This is a genomic window from Longimicrobiales bacterium (genome assembly GCA_029245345.1).
Taxonomy (GTDB): domain Bacteria; phylum Gemmatimonadota; class Gemmatimonadetes; order Longimicrobiales; family Gaopeijiaceae; genus CALFPJ01.
On the sequence record JAQWPM010000015.1, the window covers coordinates 219628 to 237235 of the forward strand.

Consider the following 17608-nt stretch of genomic DNA (forward strand, 5'->3'; position numbering starts at 1 on the left):
TGACGCAGACGCCATGGCCTTCCGCTTCTCCGCCCTCACCATTCCCGACGTGTTGCTCGTCGAAACCGATCGACATACGGATCATCGGGGCTACTTCGAAGAGACGTTCCAAGTGGAGGTCTTCACGAAACGGCTGGGTGTGACGTTCGTGCAGGACAACCTGGCGCACTCCCGCCATAACGTCCTCCGCGGTATCCACTTTCAGACCGACGCTGCCGCCCAGGGCAAACTCGTCCGAGCAATTCACGGCAGCGTCTTCGATGTTGCTGTGGATCTCCGACGGAGCTCGCCGACGTTCGGACGATGGGTTGGCGCCACTCTGTCTGACGAGAACGGGCATCAACTGTGGATTCCTCCGGGCTTTGGCCATGGGTACCTCGTGCTCAGCGACGCCGCAGATGTCGCCTACAAAGTCACGGCCGGCTACGCCCCGGCCTCCGACTCCGGCATCCGCTGGAACGACCCCACCCTGAGTATCGACTGGCCCAAAGTAGATCCGGTCCTGTCTGAGAAGGACATGGCGCTCCCCCTGCTCACACCCGACCTGCTGCTCTTTCCCTAGCGCCAGAATCCTCTACCCCTTTACGATCCACGCACCCGCTGCATCGCCACCCGGCACCGCTCCAGCTCCAACCGCCGCATGCCGCGCATCCACCAATGCGGTCGATAGCTTCACGATCCGTGCGTAATCGAAATCTGTGTGGTCTGTGAGAATCACGACCGCGTCCGCTCCCGACAGCAGTTCATCGGTCAGCTCCTGCGACTCGTGCACGTTCCCGTCTTCGCGCCACTCAGGCACGTAGGGGTCATGGTACACGACCGAGGCCCCGTCCCCCTCGAGAAGCTTCAGCACGTCCAGCGCGGGCGATTCACGTACGTCATCAATATCGCGCTTATAGGCGATCCCCAGCAGCAAGACCTTCGACCCGTTCGCGGGTCGCTTCTTCCGGTTCAGCACTTCTCGAACCTTGTCCACGACAAAGACCGGCATTTCCGCATTGATCTCGGACGCGAGATCGATGAAGCGCGTCTTGTAATTCAGCGTCCGCATCTTCCAGGACAGGTAGTGCGGGTCGACCGGAATGCAGTGGCCGCCTAGGCCCGGACCCGGCGTGAACTTCATGAAGCCGAAGGGCTTCGTGGCCGCAGCGTCGATGACCTCCCACACGTCGACGTTCAGGCGATCCGCGATGAGCGCGACTTCATTCACCAGCCCGATGTTCACCGCTCTGAACGTGTTCTCGAGAATCTTCGTGAGCTCGGCAGCCTCAGTAGACGACACCCGGACAACGACATCGATGAACCGCTCGTAGAACTTCGCACCGGCATCCGAGCACGCCTGCGTGACGCCACCAATGACCTTGGGTGTGTTCTTCGTCGTCCATGTCTCGTTCCCGGGATCTACGCGCTCGGGGGAGAAGCAGAGGTGGAAGTCCTTCCCTGCCACAAGCCCGGTCTTCTCGAGTCGGGGCTGCATGATGTCACGCGTCGTACCGGGGTACGTGGTGGACTCCAGCACGATGAGCTGGCCAGGACGCAGAGCAGCCGCCACGGCTTCAGACGCTGCGATGACGTACGAAACGTCCGGGTCCCGTGTCTTCGACAGCGGCGTCGGCACACAAATGGAGATGGCGTCACACTCTGCAAGCCGACTCATGTCCGTGGTGGCTTCGAGTTTCCCGGCGGAAACAAGGTCGCCCACCTGAGCATCGGTCAGATCCTGGATGTGCGACCGGCCGGCATTCACGCCGTCCACGACACCTTGATTGACATCAAAGCCGATGACCCTGAGGTCACCGCTGCTGGCCGACTCGACGGAAAGCGGGAGGCCTACATAACCAAGGCCGATCACACCGAACGTAGCGATATCCGAACTCATATTAGTTGGGGCTGGAGGATCCGTGTGCCGCGACTCAACGGGTCGGGGCAGCTAAGTATAAAACGGGGCGACTACGCCTCGCTGCCCCCCATGCCGCACCGGCTCGACCGACACCTGATACGAATAGACGTCGACCCCCCCGTAGTTCTCGAGATGGGACTGCAGATGAGGGTGTCCCTCCCCGCCCCGCCCCACCAGCAGCACGGTCGCGGATCCTGTTTCCGACAACGCGTGCCGAAGCGCTGCGGAGCCACCGAACAGCGGCAGCGCCCCCGAGCGCGTCCGCGCGGTACCGAGGCTCGGGTCGGCAATAGCGACAGCCCTGAGCTTCGGCTCTTTGATGAGCGCCAGCTGGCTGACCACAGACTTGGCGTGTTTCTCGTCGGACAGAATCACCACCGGGAGTCCGTCCTCCGAGAGGTGAGCAGCCGTGCCCTGGATCATCCGGAACGTGAGTCGGCCTCCCGTCGTGAGGAGCATACACACGAACAGATCAATCGCGATCACGCCGCGGGAAAGCCCCTCGCGGTCAAGCAGGAACAAGAAGCCGGCGGCCAAGAGTGTGGCAAACACGTTGGCGCGCACCATTCTCAAGCCGTCGTAGAGGCCCATGCTCGTCCAACGCATGTCGTAGATCCCTGCGAACACCATGCCGACCAGCTTGATGCCGACGAAGATCAGGATCGTGCGCTGGAAGTACGGCATCTCTGCACCGAGCTCGGCGGGGGCCCACCGAAGCAGATAAGCCGAGTAGTACGCAAGCGAGATCCACACACCGTCAAGGGCGAGCGCGAGCACGGGGTAGCGAGTCTGACGGTCAATGAGCCAGCGGTATGCGGACTGTCCTTCGGCGTCCTCACCTTCGAGCGACTGAAGGCGAATGGCCATGAGGTACGCACCGGTCAGCGCGAGCATCATGATGAGGATGCCACCCAGAACGAGGGCCGTTCCTCGTTCCGCCTGACGCAACAGAATGCCGACGGCGCCACCTAACGCTGCCAGCGCCCACAACAGCCACGCAGTCTGTTTCTCGGGGAGACCCATGGCCACGAAACGATGCGACGTGTGGTCCTTGCCTCCCAGGCTCACGGGACGACCCTCGAGGAGCCGACCGATCGTGACGAGTGTTGTGTCCAGAATCGGGACCCCGAGAATAAGCACCGGGGCGGCCATGACGGCCGCGAGACTACGGGTACCACCGGGCGCGGGAGCGAGCGCGAGTCCGGCAAGTGACAAACCCACGAAGAGTGAGCCCGAGTCTCCCATGAAGATGCGCGCGGGTGGGTAGTTGTGCGCCAGGAAGCCCGCCAGCGACATCGCGAGTGCAAAGGCGAACATGGCCAGCGGAAATTGGCCCTCAAGCGCGAAGATGATCGCCAGATAACCGGCCGCGATGCCAGCCACCCCGCTGGCGACCCCATCCATGTTGTCCAGCAGGTTGACCGCGTTGGTGATGCCGATGAACCAAAACATCGAGATCACCGCGTCGACCGCATAGATGCCGGTGATCCACAGGCCGATACCAGACATCAGAAGGATTGATGCCGCCACGAGTTGCCACACGAGTTTCGTGCCCGGCGGGACCGCCAGGAAGTCATCCACGAGACCGAGGATGAACGCGACTGTGGCTGCAACCAGGAGGCCGATCCACGGCGCAACCGGAACCACCGCGGTCGGTAATGCATGAATACCGAACTGCCGAGTCGTGTTTGGGTCGAGCCAGTAGCCGACGCTGATGGCAACACCGAAGCCCGCGAAAATCGCGATGCCCCCAATGGCCGGCGTTGGGCGCTTATGCCAACGGTCAGCCTACACCTTACGGACCAGGCCGTTATTGATGGCGGCAGCACGGACCGCGGGTGTGAAAACAGCGGTTAACACCAGGGCTAGACCGCCGACGACACCGGCAAAGAGGATCGGACTCATGAAAAGAACTTAGTGTAGCGCGACCTGCGCTCGCGAGTGGGAGCTCACTGAGGCCCGCCGAAGCCCGGCGCTAAAAGATGCTCCAGACTCTCACTAGCGCCGCGAAATTGGTTCGGTTCACACCCGAGATATGGCCAAATCCCGAGACTCGCTCCGGGCCGGACAGAAATTCCAGTCCTGACCTGCTCCCCAGTTGCCGGCGAACAGAGAGCATGAGTCGAAGACGGGTCTCTCGGGGGAGAATCTCGGATCGAGAGATATCCCGATCCGGCGGAGGCGCCTGATCGTATGCGTCGATACCTCGATGTTCCCAAGTCGCTTCGACTCCGGCCCGAAAGCCGCGCGCCACGTCGCGAAACACGTAGCGACCGACGACTCGACGGCCGTCCGGCCCAAGGGAAGACCCTAAAGGAAAACCATCGACCGAGTGGCCGTCCACGAAGGTGTGGTGACGGTACATCAACGCGCCAGCTCTTTCTCCCTCGATGTAGAGTCCATGTCGCCCCGCCACTCCGAGCCGCGGCAGCCCGATGGCCAAACGGTATCCACTCGTGATGGTGAGCACATCGTTCATGCGCTCGTGATCGAAATCTTCCAGCGCGATTTCGCCCGCTACTTCGACCGGAACCCCTGCATCGAATCGAACCAAGGCATCGAGCCCCATCCGCTTGTCTGAGAAGGTGTAGACGGCGTTCCGCCGGAACAGATCCCACACGACAGACAGATCCTTGATGCGCTCAGAAATACTGCCCGTTGGTGCGCCCTCTCCAAACTGCTTGTTGGCCAGCGTAAGTCCGAAGCGGATGGCGGGATGGGGCCGGCTCGTAATCGCGAATCCAAACAAACCCGTGTTGGGGAAGTGGGCCCGTTCGCCTGTATCCGCAGCGGTGAACGCCCATTCAACGTCGCCCAGGAGATAGACCACCGAGGGCCGATCGGACCCGACCCGGACGAGATTCATGGGCGGACCCTCCCGAGACAAGAGGAGCGACGTCCCTCCGTACGTGTTGTGCCACCAGGAGTCGCGACCGGCCTGGAGGGCCACGCGGCCCAGCCTAACGCGTAGGTAGAACGACTCGATTTCACTGCCCATGCGGACTGGCTCGAGTCCGGTGGACTCCCCTGCACTCCAACGGGCCCCCAGCCCAATCGCAGCACGTCCCCCCAGAGGAACCGTGATACGCGCCGCCGTGGCCACAGTCGCTCGGTCGCCATACGCCCGTCCCCCGCGGGCACCCCACAGCGGGTTCACAGAGGCCTGATATCCCCCTAAGAAGATCGTCGGCGTCGCGCGGGCCGGACTCTCCCCTCCGCCAGCTTCCACCTCCACGAAGACATCTGCTCGTAAAAGAGACTGCGGACCGAATCGTCCTTCGAGTCGGTCCAGGAGCGCTGCCAACGATACGTCGCGCGCGGGGCCCCGGGACGAGTACAGCGATCGCGCATCCTTGACCAGAAGCTCGACGCGAGCAAACGAGAGCGGCCGGAGCGCGGACAAACCCCGCGGAACCAGGCCCGCCGCGTCGAGCACGGACAGGTCCTCATAGACCGGGTCGAGCGGAGCCAAGGTCCCGGCACGTTGAGCATGTAGGTCCGGTGCCCTAGCGAGGGCGAACCACGCCATCGCCAGAAAAGCCCCACAGATCCTTGCCGTCTTGGCCGACCGCCCGAGCGCGCCGAAGCGAGTCGACATTACCCTTTTTTGCCCAAGCACGTGTCGACTAACCAAGACCGAGTCAGTTCACCTGCGGCGACAAAATTCGGAAAAAGCGGGGTCGTTTGATTGAATGAAGGCTTCGTGCCGTCTGCCAGCGTAACGGCTCCGCCCGCAGCGCAAATCAGCGCGGCACCTCCAGCGACGTCCCACTCGCTCTTGGGCACAAGCGTCCAAGTCGCATCAGCCTGCCCGGCCGCGACCAACGCCATCTTATACGCGACGGATCCACACGGCTCGACGGAGAAGGCCTCCTCGAATCGGTCCCACTCGCCCCGACGGATCTCGGATCGACTCGCAAGTACTCGAATTCCATTCCCTGGCGCCCGATCCAGAACTCGAGCAGGCTCGCCATTGAACTCGACGCCGGTCTCCAACGAGCCAATCACCAGTTCGTTCGTCACGGGATTCAGGATTCCACCCGCGACCGGCACGCCCTTCTCGAGAAGGCCGATCGAGATACACCACTCCGGGACACCCTCAACGAATTCCCGAGTCCCATCGATGGGGTCCACAATCCAAACTCGCTCCGACACCAGCCGGCTGTTGTCGTCTACGGACTCCTCAGACAACCAACCTTCACCGGGCACGGGCAACATGGCTCGAAGCACCTCATCTGCCGCCAGGTCGGCTGCCGTCAGGGGATCCCCCCGTTCTTCCTTACGCTCGAACTCCACGGCCCCAGGCGTGAACGGCGAGATGGCCTCGGCTGCGGCTAGGAGCGTCGCTCGAATGCGAGCGATGTCATCATTTCTTGGCACGAGCAGTCCTGAAACGAAGGAGTGAAGGCGGCTCCAAAGTTACTTGATCCCCACCTGGTAAAGAGCGGTCACATTGCGCGCGAGTCGATCCACCGAGAAGCGACCAGCCACCGCGCCTCGAACCTCCTCACCGGGAGCTTCCCCGGCAGCATCGATCACCGATCGGGCCCATTCCGAAACACCCGCACCCCGAGAAACGACCGTGCCCGCACCGGCCTCACCGAGCATCTCAGCCACACCGCCCACATCCCGAGCCACCACCAGTGTCCCGCTCACGAGAGCCTCGATGACCGCTACCGGCGTGCCTTTGTCATGCGACGTCAGCAGCATGACGTCGAAGGCCGGATAGATCTCTTCCAGGTCCTGTCTCCACCCGAGCCACGTCACATTGGCATGAATGCCGAGGGCCTCCACGAGAGTCTCCAACTCCGCTTGGCGCTCACCCGAGCCGACCACAAAAGCGCGCACCGGTGCGGGAGAAACGTTTACAAGCTCGGCCACGACATCGAAGAACAGTTCATGGTTCTTCACCGGCACCATTCGGCCCACGATACCAACCGTGATCTCCCCCTCCTGCGCTCCAAGCGCGGCTCTGGCTGCGACGCTGTCCACACCCCGGCAGACGGCAAGGAAGCGCTGGAGGTCCAAGCCCAGCGGGACCACAGAGAATTTTCTCGCGGGTGCCACGCTCAGTTCATCGGCCATTTTCTGAGCTTGCCGTCGGGTGAGCACCACGAGGCGGTCACTCAAACGACCCAACTGTTGCTCAACGAACAGAAAGAACGCCGTCTTCCAAGGGGCGAAATAGCTGCCGCCCAACACATGTCCGTGGTAGGTGTGAACCCGCACGGGCACGCCGGCCAACACGGCGGCGATTCGGCCCAGCGTTCCCGCCTTCGCCGTGTGCGTATGAACGATGTCCGGCCGGTCCCGCCTAAAGAGGCGATACAGGTGCACGAGCGTCTTGAAGTCGGCCAGCGGGTTGATGGAGCGGGCCATAGCCGGGACATAAGAAACGTCCACGCCGAGCTCGTCAGCGTAGTACGCCATGTCTCCCTCGTCTTCCTCGATCCGCCCCGCGATGAGCCGCGTCCGCCACGGGCCCTCGTTCATTGCCGCCGCGAGGTTCACGACGTGCATGGCGGAGCCACCGACGTTCAGGCGGGCAATGAGTCGGTGACTCAGGACGGGACGATCCCCGGGGCGACTCACTGCTCGGCGTGCGTCCTCATGTGCTCGATCGTCGCCGAGACAACGGCATCGAGATCATTCCTCGGCTGCCACCCGATGAGGTCGCGGATGCGGGTCGTGTCAGGCTGACGTCGTGCCATGTCTTCGAAGCCGTCGCCGTACGCTTCCTCGTACGACACCGTCACGATCTCGGACGACGATCCAGCGAGCTCTTTCACTCGCTCAGCCAGTCCCCGAATGGACACCTCGAACTCGTGGCCAATGTTGTAGATGTTGCCCCAAGAGTCCTCATGACCCACCAGGCCTTCCACAGCCCGGATCGTATCCTCCACGTGGCAGAAGCACCGAAGCTGCTCTCCCGTGCCAAAGACCTGGATCGGTTCATTCGCAATCGCACGGCCGACGAAGTTGGGGAGCACCATGCCCCACTGTCCTGCCTGTCTGGGGCCGACGGTATTGAAGAACCGCGCCACGATGACCGGGAGGCCATGTTCGTGGTGGTAGGCCAACGCGAGGAACTCGTCGAGCACCTTGGTGCACGCGTAAGCCCAACGCCGGTGCGTCGAGCTCCCCATGACCCGGTCGATCTCTTCGTGGAGCTGCACGCCAGCCTTTCCGTAGATCTCAGACGTGGAGGCCAGGAAGAGCGGTACCTCGTGACGATGGCAACAGTCCAGGATGATCTCAGTGCCACGCACATTCGTGGTGATCGTCTCGACGGGCTTCTCGATGATCTTCCGCACGCCCACTGCGGCGGCGAGGTGGATCACCATGTCACACTTGCCGACCGTCTCGTCCATCATGGGATGGTTGAGGATGGTGTCGACGTTGAGGTCGAGTTTCGGGTGATGCCGAACAGCGGCCAGGTTGTCTAGCGAGCCGGTGGACAGGTCGTCGACCACGAATACATCGTCGCCGCGTTCCAAGAAACGCTCCACGAGATGCGAGCCGATGAAACCAGCGCCACCTGTGACAAGAATCCGCATGTGTCTCGCCTCCGGCTAGTTCGCCAAGGATTCGTACAAGTTGCCAAGTTCATCGACGACGTTTCCGACATCTACATTCGTCGCAATCCGTTCTCCGTATGCGGCCACCTGCTCAATCAGTCTGTACCCGTTCGCGAGTTGAACGAGCTCCACCGCGAAGCGATCTGGGCGCCCAGAGATCATCGGGAATTCTTCGTCGAGTTGCTCGGGCCACTCTGTGGCTCCGTCCTGACGTTTCACGGTAGGAACACCCGCCACAATCGCGATGAGAGCGGTGCGACTCCACGCCGACCAAGGGCTCGCGTCGATGGCGAGGTCGGCTGCAGCCCAGATAGGGCCCGCGTCCGTGCCACGGCCTAAAAAGATCACAGAATCGCCCAGGCTGAGTTCCTCAGCCTTCCAACGGGTCGAGCCTTCGTGGCGACCCGAGCCCACGATGAAGAGCCGCAACTTGGCCTGCTCACGACGCGCCGTGACAAATCCTTCGAGGATCTGGTCCATGCGGGACTCGGAGTCGAAGTCCGTCAGCAGGACCACGGCGGTCTCGTCGGGCGCCAAACCCATCAGAATGCGGGCATGTTCTCGCTTGTGACGCTTGACCGCGTCGCGGACCTCACCGACGTCGACCGAGGTCGGGAAGACCTGGACGTGCCCGTCCGGAGCGCCGTAAGCGCGCATGGCTAGTCCACGCGAACCCTCATTGGGCACGATGAACCGAGTGCCCACCTTAGAACGCGCCCTGTTCTCCATAAACCGGAGTAACCGCCCACGAAGGTCTGTGTTGTACGTGGGGGGTCGGGTAATAGAGCGTACGACCGCGACCCCGTGCGGCGCAGCCAAACGTGCCACCGCGCCACCCCACGAACCGAAGCCGTGTACCACCTCTGCGTCCATGTCCTTAAGCAGTGCCCGTACTTTCGCGATCGCCCGCCACGTCCCGAGAAGGCCCGAGAGCCCGAGCGGGTACAAACGAACCTTCATCTCGACGATCCGGCCCTGCAGGTCCTCACGGCCACCGAGCGCGATCACCCGCGGCTCGAACTGGGCACGCGACAGCCGTCCGAGAATCGTGACGATCTCGTCTCCGGTGTCGTTAGCCTCGAGCGATCCGAGGACGAAAAAGACGCGGGGGCGGCTAGACATTTGGTCGTCGCGGGGAGCACGGAGAAAGGGCGATGAGAAAAACTTAGGAACTTACGGATGAACGGTGGTACACGAGAATCCCGTCCGCAACCGCCTGGCCTACATTCGTCATGTGTGGCGCTGCAGCCATGTCTCGAGCGTGAGGAGCGTCCACAGCCTATGCCCATGGTCAGCAGCTTCTCGGAGGTGAGCCCGCCACATCGCCTCCACCGTGTCGCGAGAGAGCCATTGGTACACTGCTGCATCAGGCGACAGCACTCGGTCCTCAAAGAAGGACCGCCAATGGGTTCGGAACCATAGAGGAATGGGAACGCCAAAACCCATCTTCCCTCGGTTCGTGACCTCGGGAGGAATCACTTCTTGGAAGGCACGCCGGAGGATCCACTTGAGGGTCTTGGGCCCTGGGACACGCCCTATCCGGTGGCGGTCAGGCAATGTGGCCGCAAACTCCATGAGATCGGAATCGAGAAACGGCGCACGGACCTCGAGCCCATGCGCCATTGAACATCGGTCAGCCTTAACCAAGAGGTCCTCCGGCAAGTAGGTCTCGAAGTTTAGGGCCAGCGCTCCAGCCAACGCCGAGCGCGGCGAGGCCTCGTCCCAGGGTTCGCTGAATGATCGGAGCAATTCACCGCGATCGATCCCGGACCGAAGTTCGGGCACCACGATGTCGAAGCCAGGATCTGAGAATATGCCTACCCACTCGAGCATCCGCTCCGCAGGCGGCAAAGCGGCAGCCGCGAAGAAACGAGAGAAACGGCGACTGGGGTGCCGAAAATCCGAATGGTGAGGGATGGCACCGCCGATCCGATTGCCCAGCGACGCCACAGCCTGCGGCACGCGCTCCGCGGCAGCCATCGCCGCCAATCTCAGATACCCAGCAAATATCTCGTCGCCACCATCACCAGACAGCGCAACGGTCGCATGGCCGCGGGTCAGCCGGGAGACGATGCAGGTGAGGATCGCCGCCGCTATTCAAAAACTCGTCCGCTCACCTCCTAGCATCGAGTGCGCACCTGGACTGTATGGGCCTATTGATGCACAGTGCCACCTCGTCGGAGAAACCTTCGGCGAGTAGAAGTAGAACGAAAAGAGCCTCCCCAGTCCAAGACTGGGGAGGCTCTTTCACCTACCAGATCAACGCGGCAGACCTACCCCTCGGCCGCCACGAACTTAGGCGCCTTCACAACCTTCCCGGCCGAGATGCACCGCGTGCACACACGGACGCTCCGGCGCTCACCAGCGTCGTCGACGATCTTGAACGGCTGGAGGTTGGGCAGCCAGCGGCGGCGTGTCTTGTTGTGTGCGTGCGAAACGTTGTTACCCGTTGCCGGGCCTTTTCCGCAGCTGTAGCAAACTCGTGCCATTGTTCTATGTCCTGCTTCTTAAATTCGGTATTGGGTCGGTGCGTCGGGACCTAGTTGCCCTCGGCGCCTTCGTTTCCAGCGGTACTGTCTGCGGCTTCTTCACCGCTATCGATGCTACCTGACGAGCCACCACCCACCTGAACCACCTGAGCCGCCAGGTAGTGCGTCGCAAACTCGGCAGCCAGTTTGTCCCCCTCAGGGATCCTTCCGGCATCCAGCCAAGACTGTGCGATATCGGGCGTCATCACGGTAACCATACCAGCCACCGTCGCGATCTCCCCCATAGAGAGAGGGAGGCCCTCAGCAATCAGTTCATCGTTCAGCGACACGAGGAACGGGTTTCCATTCGGCATTTCGAGCCAGAAGCCCTGAGTCCCGAGCATACTTAAGATGTTGCCGTCCGCGAGGCGGATCACCTGACCTTCGTACGGCGTCGGGTCGAGCTGAATATCGACCGGATCAACGGTGGTCGCACCCTCGATGTCAGCCGAAACGACTGCAGCTTCTTCTTCAACGATCGCCTGGATCGCATTCTCAGCCATAGCTTCACCGTACAACCAGTACATGAAACCACCCATGACCAAGAAAGCCACGACCATCAGAGGCATGCCCAGGTCGGCAGCACCGCGTCGGGAAGCGTTGTCCGTCATGTCAATTGTCCTATCTCGTTGAGGTTTGTCACCCAGAAGCGAACCAAACTAATTGACGAGCTCGATCAGCGACATCTCCGCCGCATCACCTTTTCTGTTGCCCAATTTCAGAATCCGGGTGTAGCCACCGGGACGCTCGGCGAACCGCGGAGCGATGTCTTCGAACAACTTCCCGAGGACCGAGCGGTCCTGGACCTTCGCAGCTGCAAGTCGGCGAGCGTGGAGGTCACCACGACGTGCCAGAGTAATGAGACGCTCAGCATACGGACGAAGTTCCTTCGCCTTGGCTGTAGTCGTCTCAATACGCTCATGCATGAACAAGGCCGTAGCCATGTTCCTCATGGTCGCCTTCTTATGACTCGCGGTGCGTGAGAGCTTCCGGCCCTTCTTACGATGCCTCACGGTTAATCCTCCACTCCCGCTTCGGTTTCCTCTTCAACGAAGAAGAGGCGACCGTCCTCACCTTCCTCGAACTGCATGCCGAAACGCAGGGTATGCTCCTCGAGAAAGTCTGAGATTTCTTTAAGCGACTTCTTACCGAAGTTCTCAATTTGAAGCATATCGTCTCCGGAGCGCTGAACGAGATCACGCAGGGTGCGGATGTTCTCTTTTTGCAGCGAGTTCCGCGAACGCACGGACACCTCCGCGAGATCCTCAATGGGACGCTCGAAGAGCTCCTGAAGGCGCTCGGGAACAGCCACGGCACCCGGAGGCGTAACCTCGGGAATGCCACCCTCGCCAAAGTACATCATGTATTCAAGGTGTTTCCGGACGAGCTCAGCCGCGTAAGCAACTGCGTCCTCCGGGAGGACCGAACCGTCCGTCTCGATGTGCAGCGTGAGGCGGTCGAAGTCAGTCCGCTGCCCGACGCGCGTCTCCTGCACGGAGAAGTTCGCGCGGCGAACCGGGTTGTAGATCGAGTCGATCCGCACCAGGTCGACCGGAGCGCCCTTAGGAATGGGATGCTGGCCGGCCAGGACGAACCCACGTCCCTTATTCACATGCAGCTCCACGTTCACCTTGCGGTTCTCCTGGAGCGTGAACAGGTGGTGGTCCGGATCCATGATGGCTGCGCCCGACTGCTCTTGGACGTTGCCAGCTGTCACGACGCCAGCCTTGGTGATGTGGATCTCGAGCACGGCCTCGTCGACGTCGTCGTCGAGCGTTACCACGAGCGACTTCAGGTTCTGAATGATCTGGTGCACGTCTTCGACAACACCAGGGATGGTCTGGTGCTCATGCACCACACCGTCGATCCGGAAACCCCAAACCGCAGCGCCCCGAAGCGAAGACAGCAGTACACGACGCACGGAGTTGCCGAGCGTGTGACCAAAGCCGCGTTCGAGCGGTTCGATCACAAACTGGGCGTTCCGTCCGTCGTCTTCTTGGCCATCTACCGCCTCGACGCGCTCAGGCAGTACCAGTCCAGTCAGATCTATGTCCACGTTTCCTCCTACGAATTCTTGCTGACACCGGGATCCGCTGAACGGAGCCCGACGATGGAATTACTTCGAATAGAGCTCGACAATGAGCTGTTCCTGGGCCGCGAGCGGAATATCCGCGCGGGTCGGCTGACGGACCAAACGGCCCATCCGTGCCTTCTCGTCGAGGGCAAGCCAGTCGGGCAGCGACGGACGCGTACGCGCCTCGAGCGATGCCTGAACAGACATGTTGTCCTTCGACTTGGCCCGGACAGCGATCTCGTGCCCAGGCTTCACAACAAAGCTCGGCACATCAACCGTGCGTCCATTCACTTCGACGTGCCGGTGCCGAATGAGTTGGCGAGCCGAACTACGACTCGGGGCCAGACCCATTCGGAACACGATGTTGTCGAGGCGAGTCTCGAGCGACACGATGAGGTTCTCACCAGTGATGCCCGGGATGTGCGCTGCACGCTCGAAAAGGCTGCGGAACTGTTTCTCGCCGAGGCCGTAGATCCGCTTCACCTTCTGCTTCTCGCGAAGCTGAACGGCGTAGTCGGATTGTTTACGACGGCGAGCCTGCGCTGGGCCATGCTGGCCAGGCGGGTATGCGCGACGCTCCACGGGACACTTCTCCGTGTAGCACTTCTGTCCCTTCAGAAAAAGCTTCTGGCCTTCACGGCGACAGAGCTTACAGACGGGTCCGGTATAACGAGCCATATATTTCTATAGTTCCTCTTAGACCCGACGCTTCTTCGGCGGCCTGCACCCATTGTGCGGCAGCGGCGTCACGTCCTGGATCGACTTGATGTGGAGTCCTGCAGCAGCGAGTGCCTGGATTGCGGATTCACGACCGGAGCCAGGGCCCTGCACCAGGACATTCACGCGCTTTACGCCCATGCCCACGGCCTCGCGCCCAACCTGCTCGGCAGCGACGGTCGCGGCGAACGGAGTCGACTTCTTGGAGCCCTTGAAACCAGCCTTACCGGCTGAGGCCCAGACGACCGTGTTCCCGGCGGTGTCCGCAATAGTGATGATCGTGTTGTTGAAGGTCGCCTTGATGTGCGCGATGCCTTCAGCCTCAACAACCCTCTTCGTCTTCTTAGTCTTTGGATTCGCCACTCTCTATACTTCCTACAATGCGGATGCGGCGAGTCGAGACATTATGCCTCGGAGGACGCCGCAGTCGGGTGATACGCCGGCTCTATGAGCCTCTGGGGCCGCCCCTACTTCCTGGGCGCCTTCTTCTTACCTGCGACGGATCGCTTGGACCCCTTGTGAGTACGGGCGTTCGTGTGTGTCCGTTGCCCGCGTACCGGCAGACCACGCCGGTGCCTCAGGCCCCTGTAGCAACCGATGTCCATGAGGCGTTTGATGTTCATGGAGACTTCGGTTCTCAGAGCACCTTCGACCTTGAAGTTGCCTTCGATCTGACGACGAAGCTTGTTCACATCGTCGTCATCGAGGTCCTGCGTGCGCCGACTCGCGTCGATGCCACAAGCGTCAATGATCTGCTTCGCGCGCGTCGAACCGATCCCATAGATATACGTTAGGGCGATTTCGATCCGCTTTCCGCGCGGAAGATCTACACCAGCGATACGTGCCATAGTTCTGTCTTATCCCTGGCGCTGTTTATGCTTTGGATCCCGCGAGCAAATAATTCGGATCACACCTTTACGGCGGACCACTTTGCAGTGCTCGCAGATCGGTTTTACGCTGCTTCGAACCTTCAATTTACCACTCCCACATTCGTTTGTAGCAGAGCTTTACAGTATAACCAGGACCTAAACCAGCTTCAAGCGCTATTCGACACACTGGGAGTCGAATGGACTGGGCTTCCTTCGGCAGTCAGGACACGAGGCCCTTCAGCCGTAATCCCCACAGTATGTTCAAAGTGAGCCGACACCTTCCGGTCGGCAGTCACCACGGTCCAACCATCATCCAGCGTGCGAATGTCTGGCGACGATGCACTGAGCATGGGCTCGATCGCGATCACCATACCCTCGCGAAGCAACGGACCATGTCCTGCGCGCCCCACGTTGGGCACCTGCGGCTCCTCGTGGACGTCCCGGCCAATGCCGTGCCCCACGAGGTCCCGGATGATTCCATAAGGCGTGCCCTCGACGGTCTTCACGACGGCTGCACCTAAATCACCGACGTGATTCCCCGGTGTGGCTGCCTCGATCGCCGCCCACAATGAGCGCTCAGTGACGGCCATCAGGTCCTGCGTCGTCTCATCGACTTCGCCCACGCCAAACGTCCAAGCAGAGTCGGCGCACCATCCCTCGAGCTTCACACCGACGTCCACTGAAACGATGTCTCCGTCCTTCAAAACACTTTCTGTGTTGGGAATCCCGTGGACGACCTCTTCATTGACCGAGGTGCATACGGCCCCGGGAAACCCATACAAACCCTTGAAAGCCGGCGTCGCCCCTTCATGTGAGACGATGAAGTCGTCACAGAAGCGGTTAATGTCGTGCGTCGACGCCCCGGCCACCGTTCGGCTCGGGAGCTCGGCAATGAGAGCCGCGATAATCGCGCCCGCACGGCCAATTGCGTCAATCTCCTCAACGGTCCGCAGATGGATCATATCAATCTAGACCCAGGGCGGAACGGAACTGCTCGTAAACGTCTTCAACCGGCTGATCTGCCTCGACTCGCCGCATCTCGGCGTCATGCGCCTCGTAATGTGCTGTGAGGGGAGCCGTTTCTGCCTGATAGACTTCCAACCGACGGGTCACCGTTTCAGCTTCGTCGTCGATCCGCTGGATGAGCACGCCGTCACAGCGATCACAGACTCCATCGACCTCCGAGTCATTAAGAAACGTGTTGAACACAGCGCCGCATTCCATGCAGCTACGACGTCCGCTCAACCGCTTCACCAAAACTTCATCTGCCGCCGTAAAGAGAACGACACGATCCACCGCTCTACCGACATCCTTCAGAACATTGCCCAAGCCGTCGGCCTGAGCCGAAGTCCGTGGGAAGCCATCAAAGAGAATCGACGCCTCCGGCGCGACACCCTTCAAGTGCTCACGCACCAGGTCCAAGATGAGCGCGTCGGGCACCAGCTCCCCGGCGTCCATGAACTCCTGAGCCTTTTGACCGAGCTCGGTACCTTCCCGTCGTGCCGCTCTGAGAAGGTCACCGGTCGAGACGTGTTCTCCCCCAATGGAATCGGCAAGGCGAACTGCCTGCGTGCCTTTGCCAACCCCTGGAGGGCCGAGCAGAATAACAACCATCGACATCACATGAACCGCTGGCGGCCCCGCATCTTCACACGACCTTTCTTCATGAAGCCGTCATAGTGACGCAACAGCAGCAGCTGCTGAGCCTGCTGGACTGTATCCAGACCAACACCGACCACAATCAGGAGGCTCGTGCCACCGAAGAAGAAGTTGTTGATGTTGAAGATGTCCGTAATCCAGAACGGCACCAACGCTACCAGAGCTAAGTAAATCGAGCCCGGTAGGGTCACACGGGTCAGGACCCGATCAATGTACTCGGCGGTACGCGCACCGGGCTTCACGCCAGGCACGAACCCACCTTGCTTCTTCAAGTTCTCCGCAAGGTCGACCGGATTGAAAATGATCGCCGTGTAGAAGTACGTGAAGAAGACGATCAGCAGTCCATACGTGATGTAGTACGGCCACGTGCTCGGGGCGAACGTCTCGGTCATGGTCCGCAAGACCTCGACCTGGGGGAAGAACGCACCCATGGTGCCCGGGATCACGATGAAGGACTGGGCGAAAATAATCGGCATAACACCGGCCGAGTTCACCCGCAGCGGAATGAAACTCTTCTGACCTTCCCGAATCCGGCCCCGCCCAACAACTTTGCGTGGGATCTGAACAGGGATCTTCCGAGCCGCCATCGTCATCGCAACCACGGCAGCGGTCACACCGACGACGACTGCGATCAGAACGCCTACCGAAAACGCGCCAATCTCACCGAGGCGGAAGGACTCGTACGTCTTTACCACGGCCGCCGGGAAGCCGACGATGATCGAGAAGAAGATCAGAAGCGACATGCCGTTTCCGATGCCGTGTTCCGTGATCTGCTCACCGAGCCACATCACGAAGATGGCACCGACCGTCAGCGTTATGACGGTGGTGAAAACAAACACCATTCCGGGACTGTCTACGGCCCCAGGAATCGCCTGCAGGAACGCCGCGTAACCGTACGCCTGCATCGCGGAAAGTGCGATGGTGGTGTACCGCGTCCACTGCGTCAGTTTCTTGCGTCCCTCTTCCCCTTCCTTCTGGAGCTTCTCGATGGTCGGGAAAACAGCGGCCAACAGCTGGAACATGATGCTCGCGGAGATATACGGCATGATGCCGAGCGCGAGAATCGTAGCACGTGAAAGTCCGCCACCCACGAACATGTCGTAGATGCCGAAGAAGGTGTCCTGCAGCTGTCCGAACTGCTCCCGCAGCGCGCCCACATCCAGGCCCGGAACCGTGATGTGCGATCCCAGACGGTAGATGAGGAGAATGAACAGCGTGAAAAGGATTTTGTCCTTCAGCTCCGGAACCCGGAATAGATTCTGAAGCGGGTTGGCAGCCGACAT

At 61.0% G+C, this 17608-nt stretch carries 20 protein-coding genes; 1 reads left to right on the top strand and 19 read right to left on the bottom strand.

The window, feature by feature from the left end; translation table 11 throughout:
• The first annotated feature begins 13 nt into the window (after positions 1-13).
• The gene (gene rfbC, locus P8L30_08975) at positions 14-562 is read left to right on the top strand and encodes a dTDP-4-dehydrorhamnose 3,5-epimerase (protein MDG2240322.1); all 549 of its coding nucleotides are present in this window, start codon (positions 14-16) and stop codon (positions 560-562) included.
• Between the two features lie 12 nt (positions 563-574).
• On the opposite strand, the gene P8L30_08980 is transcribed toward rfbC, so the two are convergent.
• The 19 genes from P8L30_08980 to secY all read right to left on the bottom strand — a co-directional run bounded on the left by P8L30_08980 (position 575) and on the right by secY (position 17608).
• On the bottom strand, positions 575-1879 hold the full coding sequence (locus P8L30_08980) for a nucleotide sugar dehydrogenase (protein MDG2240323.1): 1305 nt from the start codon (positions 1877-1879) through the stop codon (positions 575-577).
• 51 nt (positions 1880-1930) lie between these two features.
• On the bottom strand, positions 1931-3547 hold the full coding sequence (locus P8L30_08985) for an MraY family glycosyltransferase (protein MDG2240324.1): 1617 nt from the start codon (positions 3545-3547) through the stop codon (positions 1931-1933).
• 328 nt (positions 3548-3875) lie between these two features.
• Complete coding sequence (locus tag P8L30_08990) at positions 3876-5498, bottom strand: capsule assembly Wzi family protein (GenBank protein ID MDG2240325.1); 1623 nt, start codon at positions 5496-5498, stop codon at positions 3876-3878.
• On the bottom strand, positions 5498-6280 hold the full coding sequence (locus P8L30_08995; GenBank protein MDG2240326.1) for a 3'(2'),5'-bisphosphate nucleotidase CysQ: 783 nt from the start codon (positions 6278-6280) through the stop codon (positions 5498-5500). The genes P8L30_08990 and P8L30_08995 overlap by 1 nt, the downstream gene beginning before the upstream one ends.
• Before the next feature lie 39 nt (positions 6281-6319).
• Positions 6320-7492 (bottom strand): glycosyltransferase, encoded by a 1173-nt coding sequence (locus P8L30_09000; protein MDG2240327.1) that lies wholly within the window; start codon positions 7490-7492, stop codon positions 6320-6322.
• Positions 7489-8457: a GDP-mannose 4,6-dehydratase gene (locus P8L30_09005; protein ID MDG2240328.1), complete on the bottom strand. Its 969-nt coding sequence runs from the start codon at positions 8455-8457 to the stop codon at positions 7489-7491. Before P8L30_09005 ends, P8L30_09000 begins: the two co-directional genes overlap by 4 nt.
• Before the next feature lie 15 nt (positions 8458-8472).
• On the bottom strand, positions 8473-9600 hold the full coding sequence (locus P8L30_09010; protein ID MDG2240329.1) for a glycosyltransferase family 4 protein: 1128 nt from the start codon (positions 9598-9600) through the stop codon (positions 8473-8475).
• Positions 9601-9708: 108 nt separating this feature from the next.
• Complete coding sequence (locus P8L30_09015) at positions 9709-10563, bottom strand: asparagine synthase-related protein (protein MDG2240330.1); 855 nt, start codon at positions 10561-10563, stop codon at positions 9709-9711.
• Positions 10564-10751: 188 nt separating this feature from the next.
• On the bottom strand, positions 10752-10967 hold the full coding sequence (gene rpmB / locus P8L30_09020) for a 50S ribosomal protein L28 (protein ID MDG2240331.1): 216 nt from the start codon (positions 10965-10967) through the stop codon (positions 10752-10754).
• Positions 10968-11017: 50 nt separating this feature from the next.
• Positions 11018-11617, bottom strand: coding sequence for a hypothetical protein (locus P8L30_09025; protein ID MDG2240332.1), 600 nt, complete (start codon positions 11615-11617; stop codon positions 11018-11020).
• 48 nt (positions 11618-11665) lie between these two features.
• The gene (gene rplQ, locus P8L30_09030; protein MDG2240333.1) at positions 11666-12019 is read right to left on the bottom strand and encodes a 50S ribosomal protein L17; all 354 of its coding nucleotides are present in this window, start codon (positions 12017-12019) and stop codon (positions 11666-11668) included.
• A 2-nt stretch (positions 12020-12021) separates the two neighbouring features.
• Positions 12022-13062, bottom strand: coding sequence for a DNA-directed RNA polymerase subunit alpha (locus P8L30_09035; protein MDG2240334.1), 1041 nt, complete (start codon positions 13060-13062; stop codon positions 12022-12024).
• Between the two features lie 60 nt (positions 13063-13122).
• Entirely contained in the window at positions 13123-13758 is a 636-nt protein-coding gene (rpsD, locus tag P8L30_09040) for a 30S ribosomal protein S4 (GenBank protein MDG2240335.1), read from the bottom strand.
• 18 nt (positions 13759-13776) lie between these two features.
• Positions 13777-14160: a 30S ribosomal protein S11 gene (gene rpsK, locus P8L30_09045; protein MDG2240336.1), complete on the bottom strand. Its 384-nt coding sequence runs from the start codon at positions 14158-14160 to the stop codon at positions 13777-13779.
• 104 nt (positions 14161-14264) lie between these two features.
• Entirely contained in the window at positions 14265-14645 is a 381-nt protein-coding gene (gene rpsM / locus P8L30_09050) for a 30S ribosomal protein S13 (GenBank protein ID MDG2240337.1), read from the bottom strand.
• Positions 14646-14654: 9 nt separating this feature from the next.
• On the bottom strand, positions 14655-14771 hold the full coding sequence (rpmJ, locus tag P8L30_09055) for a 50S ribosomal protein L36 (GenBank protein MDG2240338.1): 117 nt from the start codon (positions 14769-14771) through the stop codon (positions 14655-14657).
• A gap of 62 nt (positions 14772-14833) precedes the next feature.
• The gene (map, locus tag P8L30_09060; protein MDG2240339.1) at positions 14834-15628 is read right to left on the bottom strand and encodes a type I methionyl aminopeptidase; all 795 of its coding nucleotides are present in this window, start codon (positions 15626-15628) and stop codon (positions 14834-14836) included.
• 1 nt (position 15629) lies between these two features.
• A complete protein-coding gene (locus P8L30_09065; GenBank protein ID MDG2240340.1) occupies positions 15630-16286 on the bottom strand; it encodes an adenylate kinase in 657 nt (218 codons plus the stop codon).
• Positions 16286-17608 (bottom strand): preprotein translocase subunit SecY, encoded by a 1323-nt coding sequence (secY, locus tag P8L30_09070; protein ID MDG2240341.1) that lies wholly within the window; start codon positions 17606-17608, stop codon positions 16286-16288. Before secY ends, P8L30_09065 begins: the two co-directional genes overlap by 1 nt.

Bases quoted from the DNA above. Each gene is read 5' to 3' on its own strand.
- rpmB (MDG2240331.1), bottom strand. From the start codon at position 10,967: ATGGCACGAGTTTGCTACAGCTGCGGAAAAGGCCCGGCAACGGGTAAC.
- rfbC (MDG2240322.1), top strand. From the start codon at position 14: ATGGCCTTCCGCTTCTCCGCCCTCACCATTCCCGACGTGTTGCTCGTC.
- rpsM (MDG2240337.1), bottom strand. From the start codon at position 14,645: ATGGCACGTATCGCTGGTGTAGATCTTCCGCGCGGAAAGCGGATCGAA.
- secY (MDG2240341.1), bottom strand. From the start codon at position 17,608: ATGTCGGCTGCCAACCCGCTTCAGAATCTATTCCGGGTTCCGGAGCTG.
- map (MDG2240339.1), bottom strand. From the start codon at position 15,628: ATGATCCATCTGCGGACCGTTGAGGAGATTGACGCAATTGGCCGTGCG.
- P8L30_09065 (MDG2240340.1), bottom strand. From the start codon at position 16,286: ATGTCGATGGTTGTTATTCTGCTCGGCCCTCCAGGGGTTGGCAAAGGC.
- P8L30_09005 (MDG2240328.1), bottom strand. From the start codon at position 8,457: ATGCGGATTCTTGTCACAGGTGGCGCTGGTTTCATCGGCTCGCATCTC.
- rpsD (MDG2240335.1), bottom strand. From the start codon at position 13,758: ATGGCTCGTTATACCGGACCCGTCTGTAAGCTCTGTCGCCGTGAAGGC.
- P8L30_08990 (MDG2240325.1), bottom strand. From the start codon at position 5,498: ATGTCGACTCGCTTCGGCGCGCTCGGGCGGTCGGCCAAGACGGCAAGG.
- P8L30_08980 (MDG2240323.1), bottom strand. From the start codon at position 1,879: ATGAGTTCGGATATCGCTACGTTCGGTGTGATCGGCCTTGGTTATGTA.
- P8L30_09010 (MDG2240329.1), bottom strand. From the start codon at position 9,600: ATGTCTAGCCGCCCCCGCGTCTTTTTCGTCCTCGGATCGCTCGAGGCT.
- P8L30_09025 (MDG2240332.1), bottom strand. From the start codon at position 11,617: ATGACGGACAACGCTTCCCGACGCGGTGCTGCCGACCTGGGCATGCCT.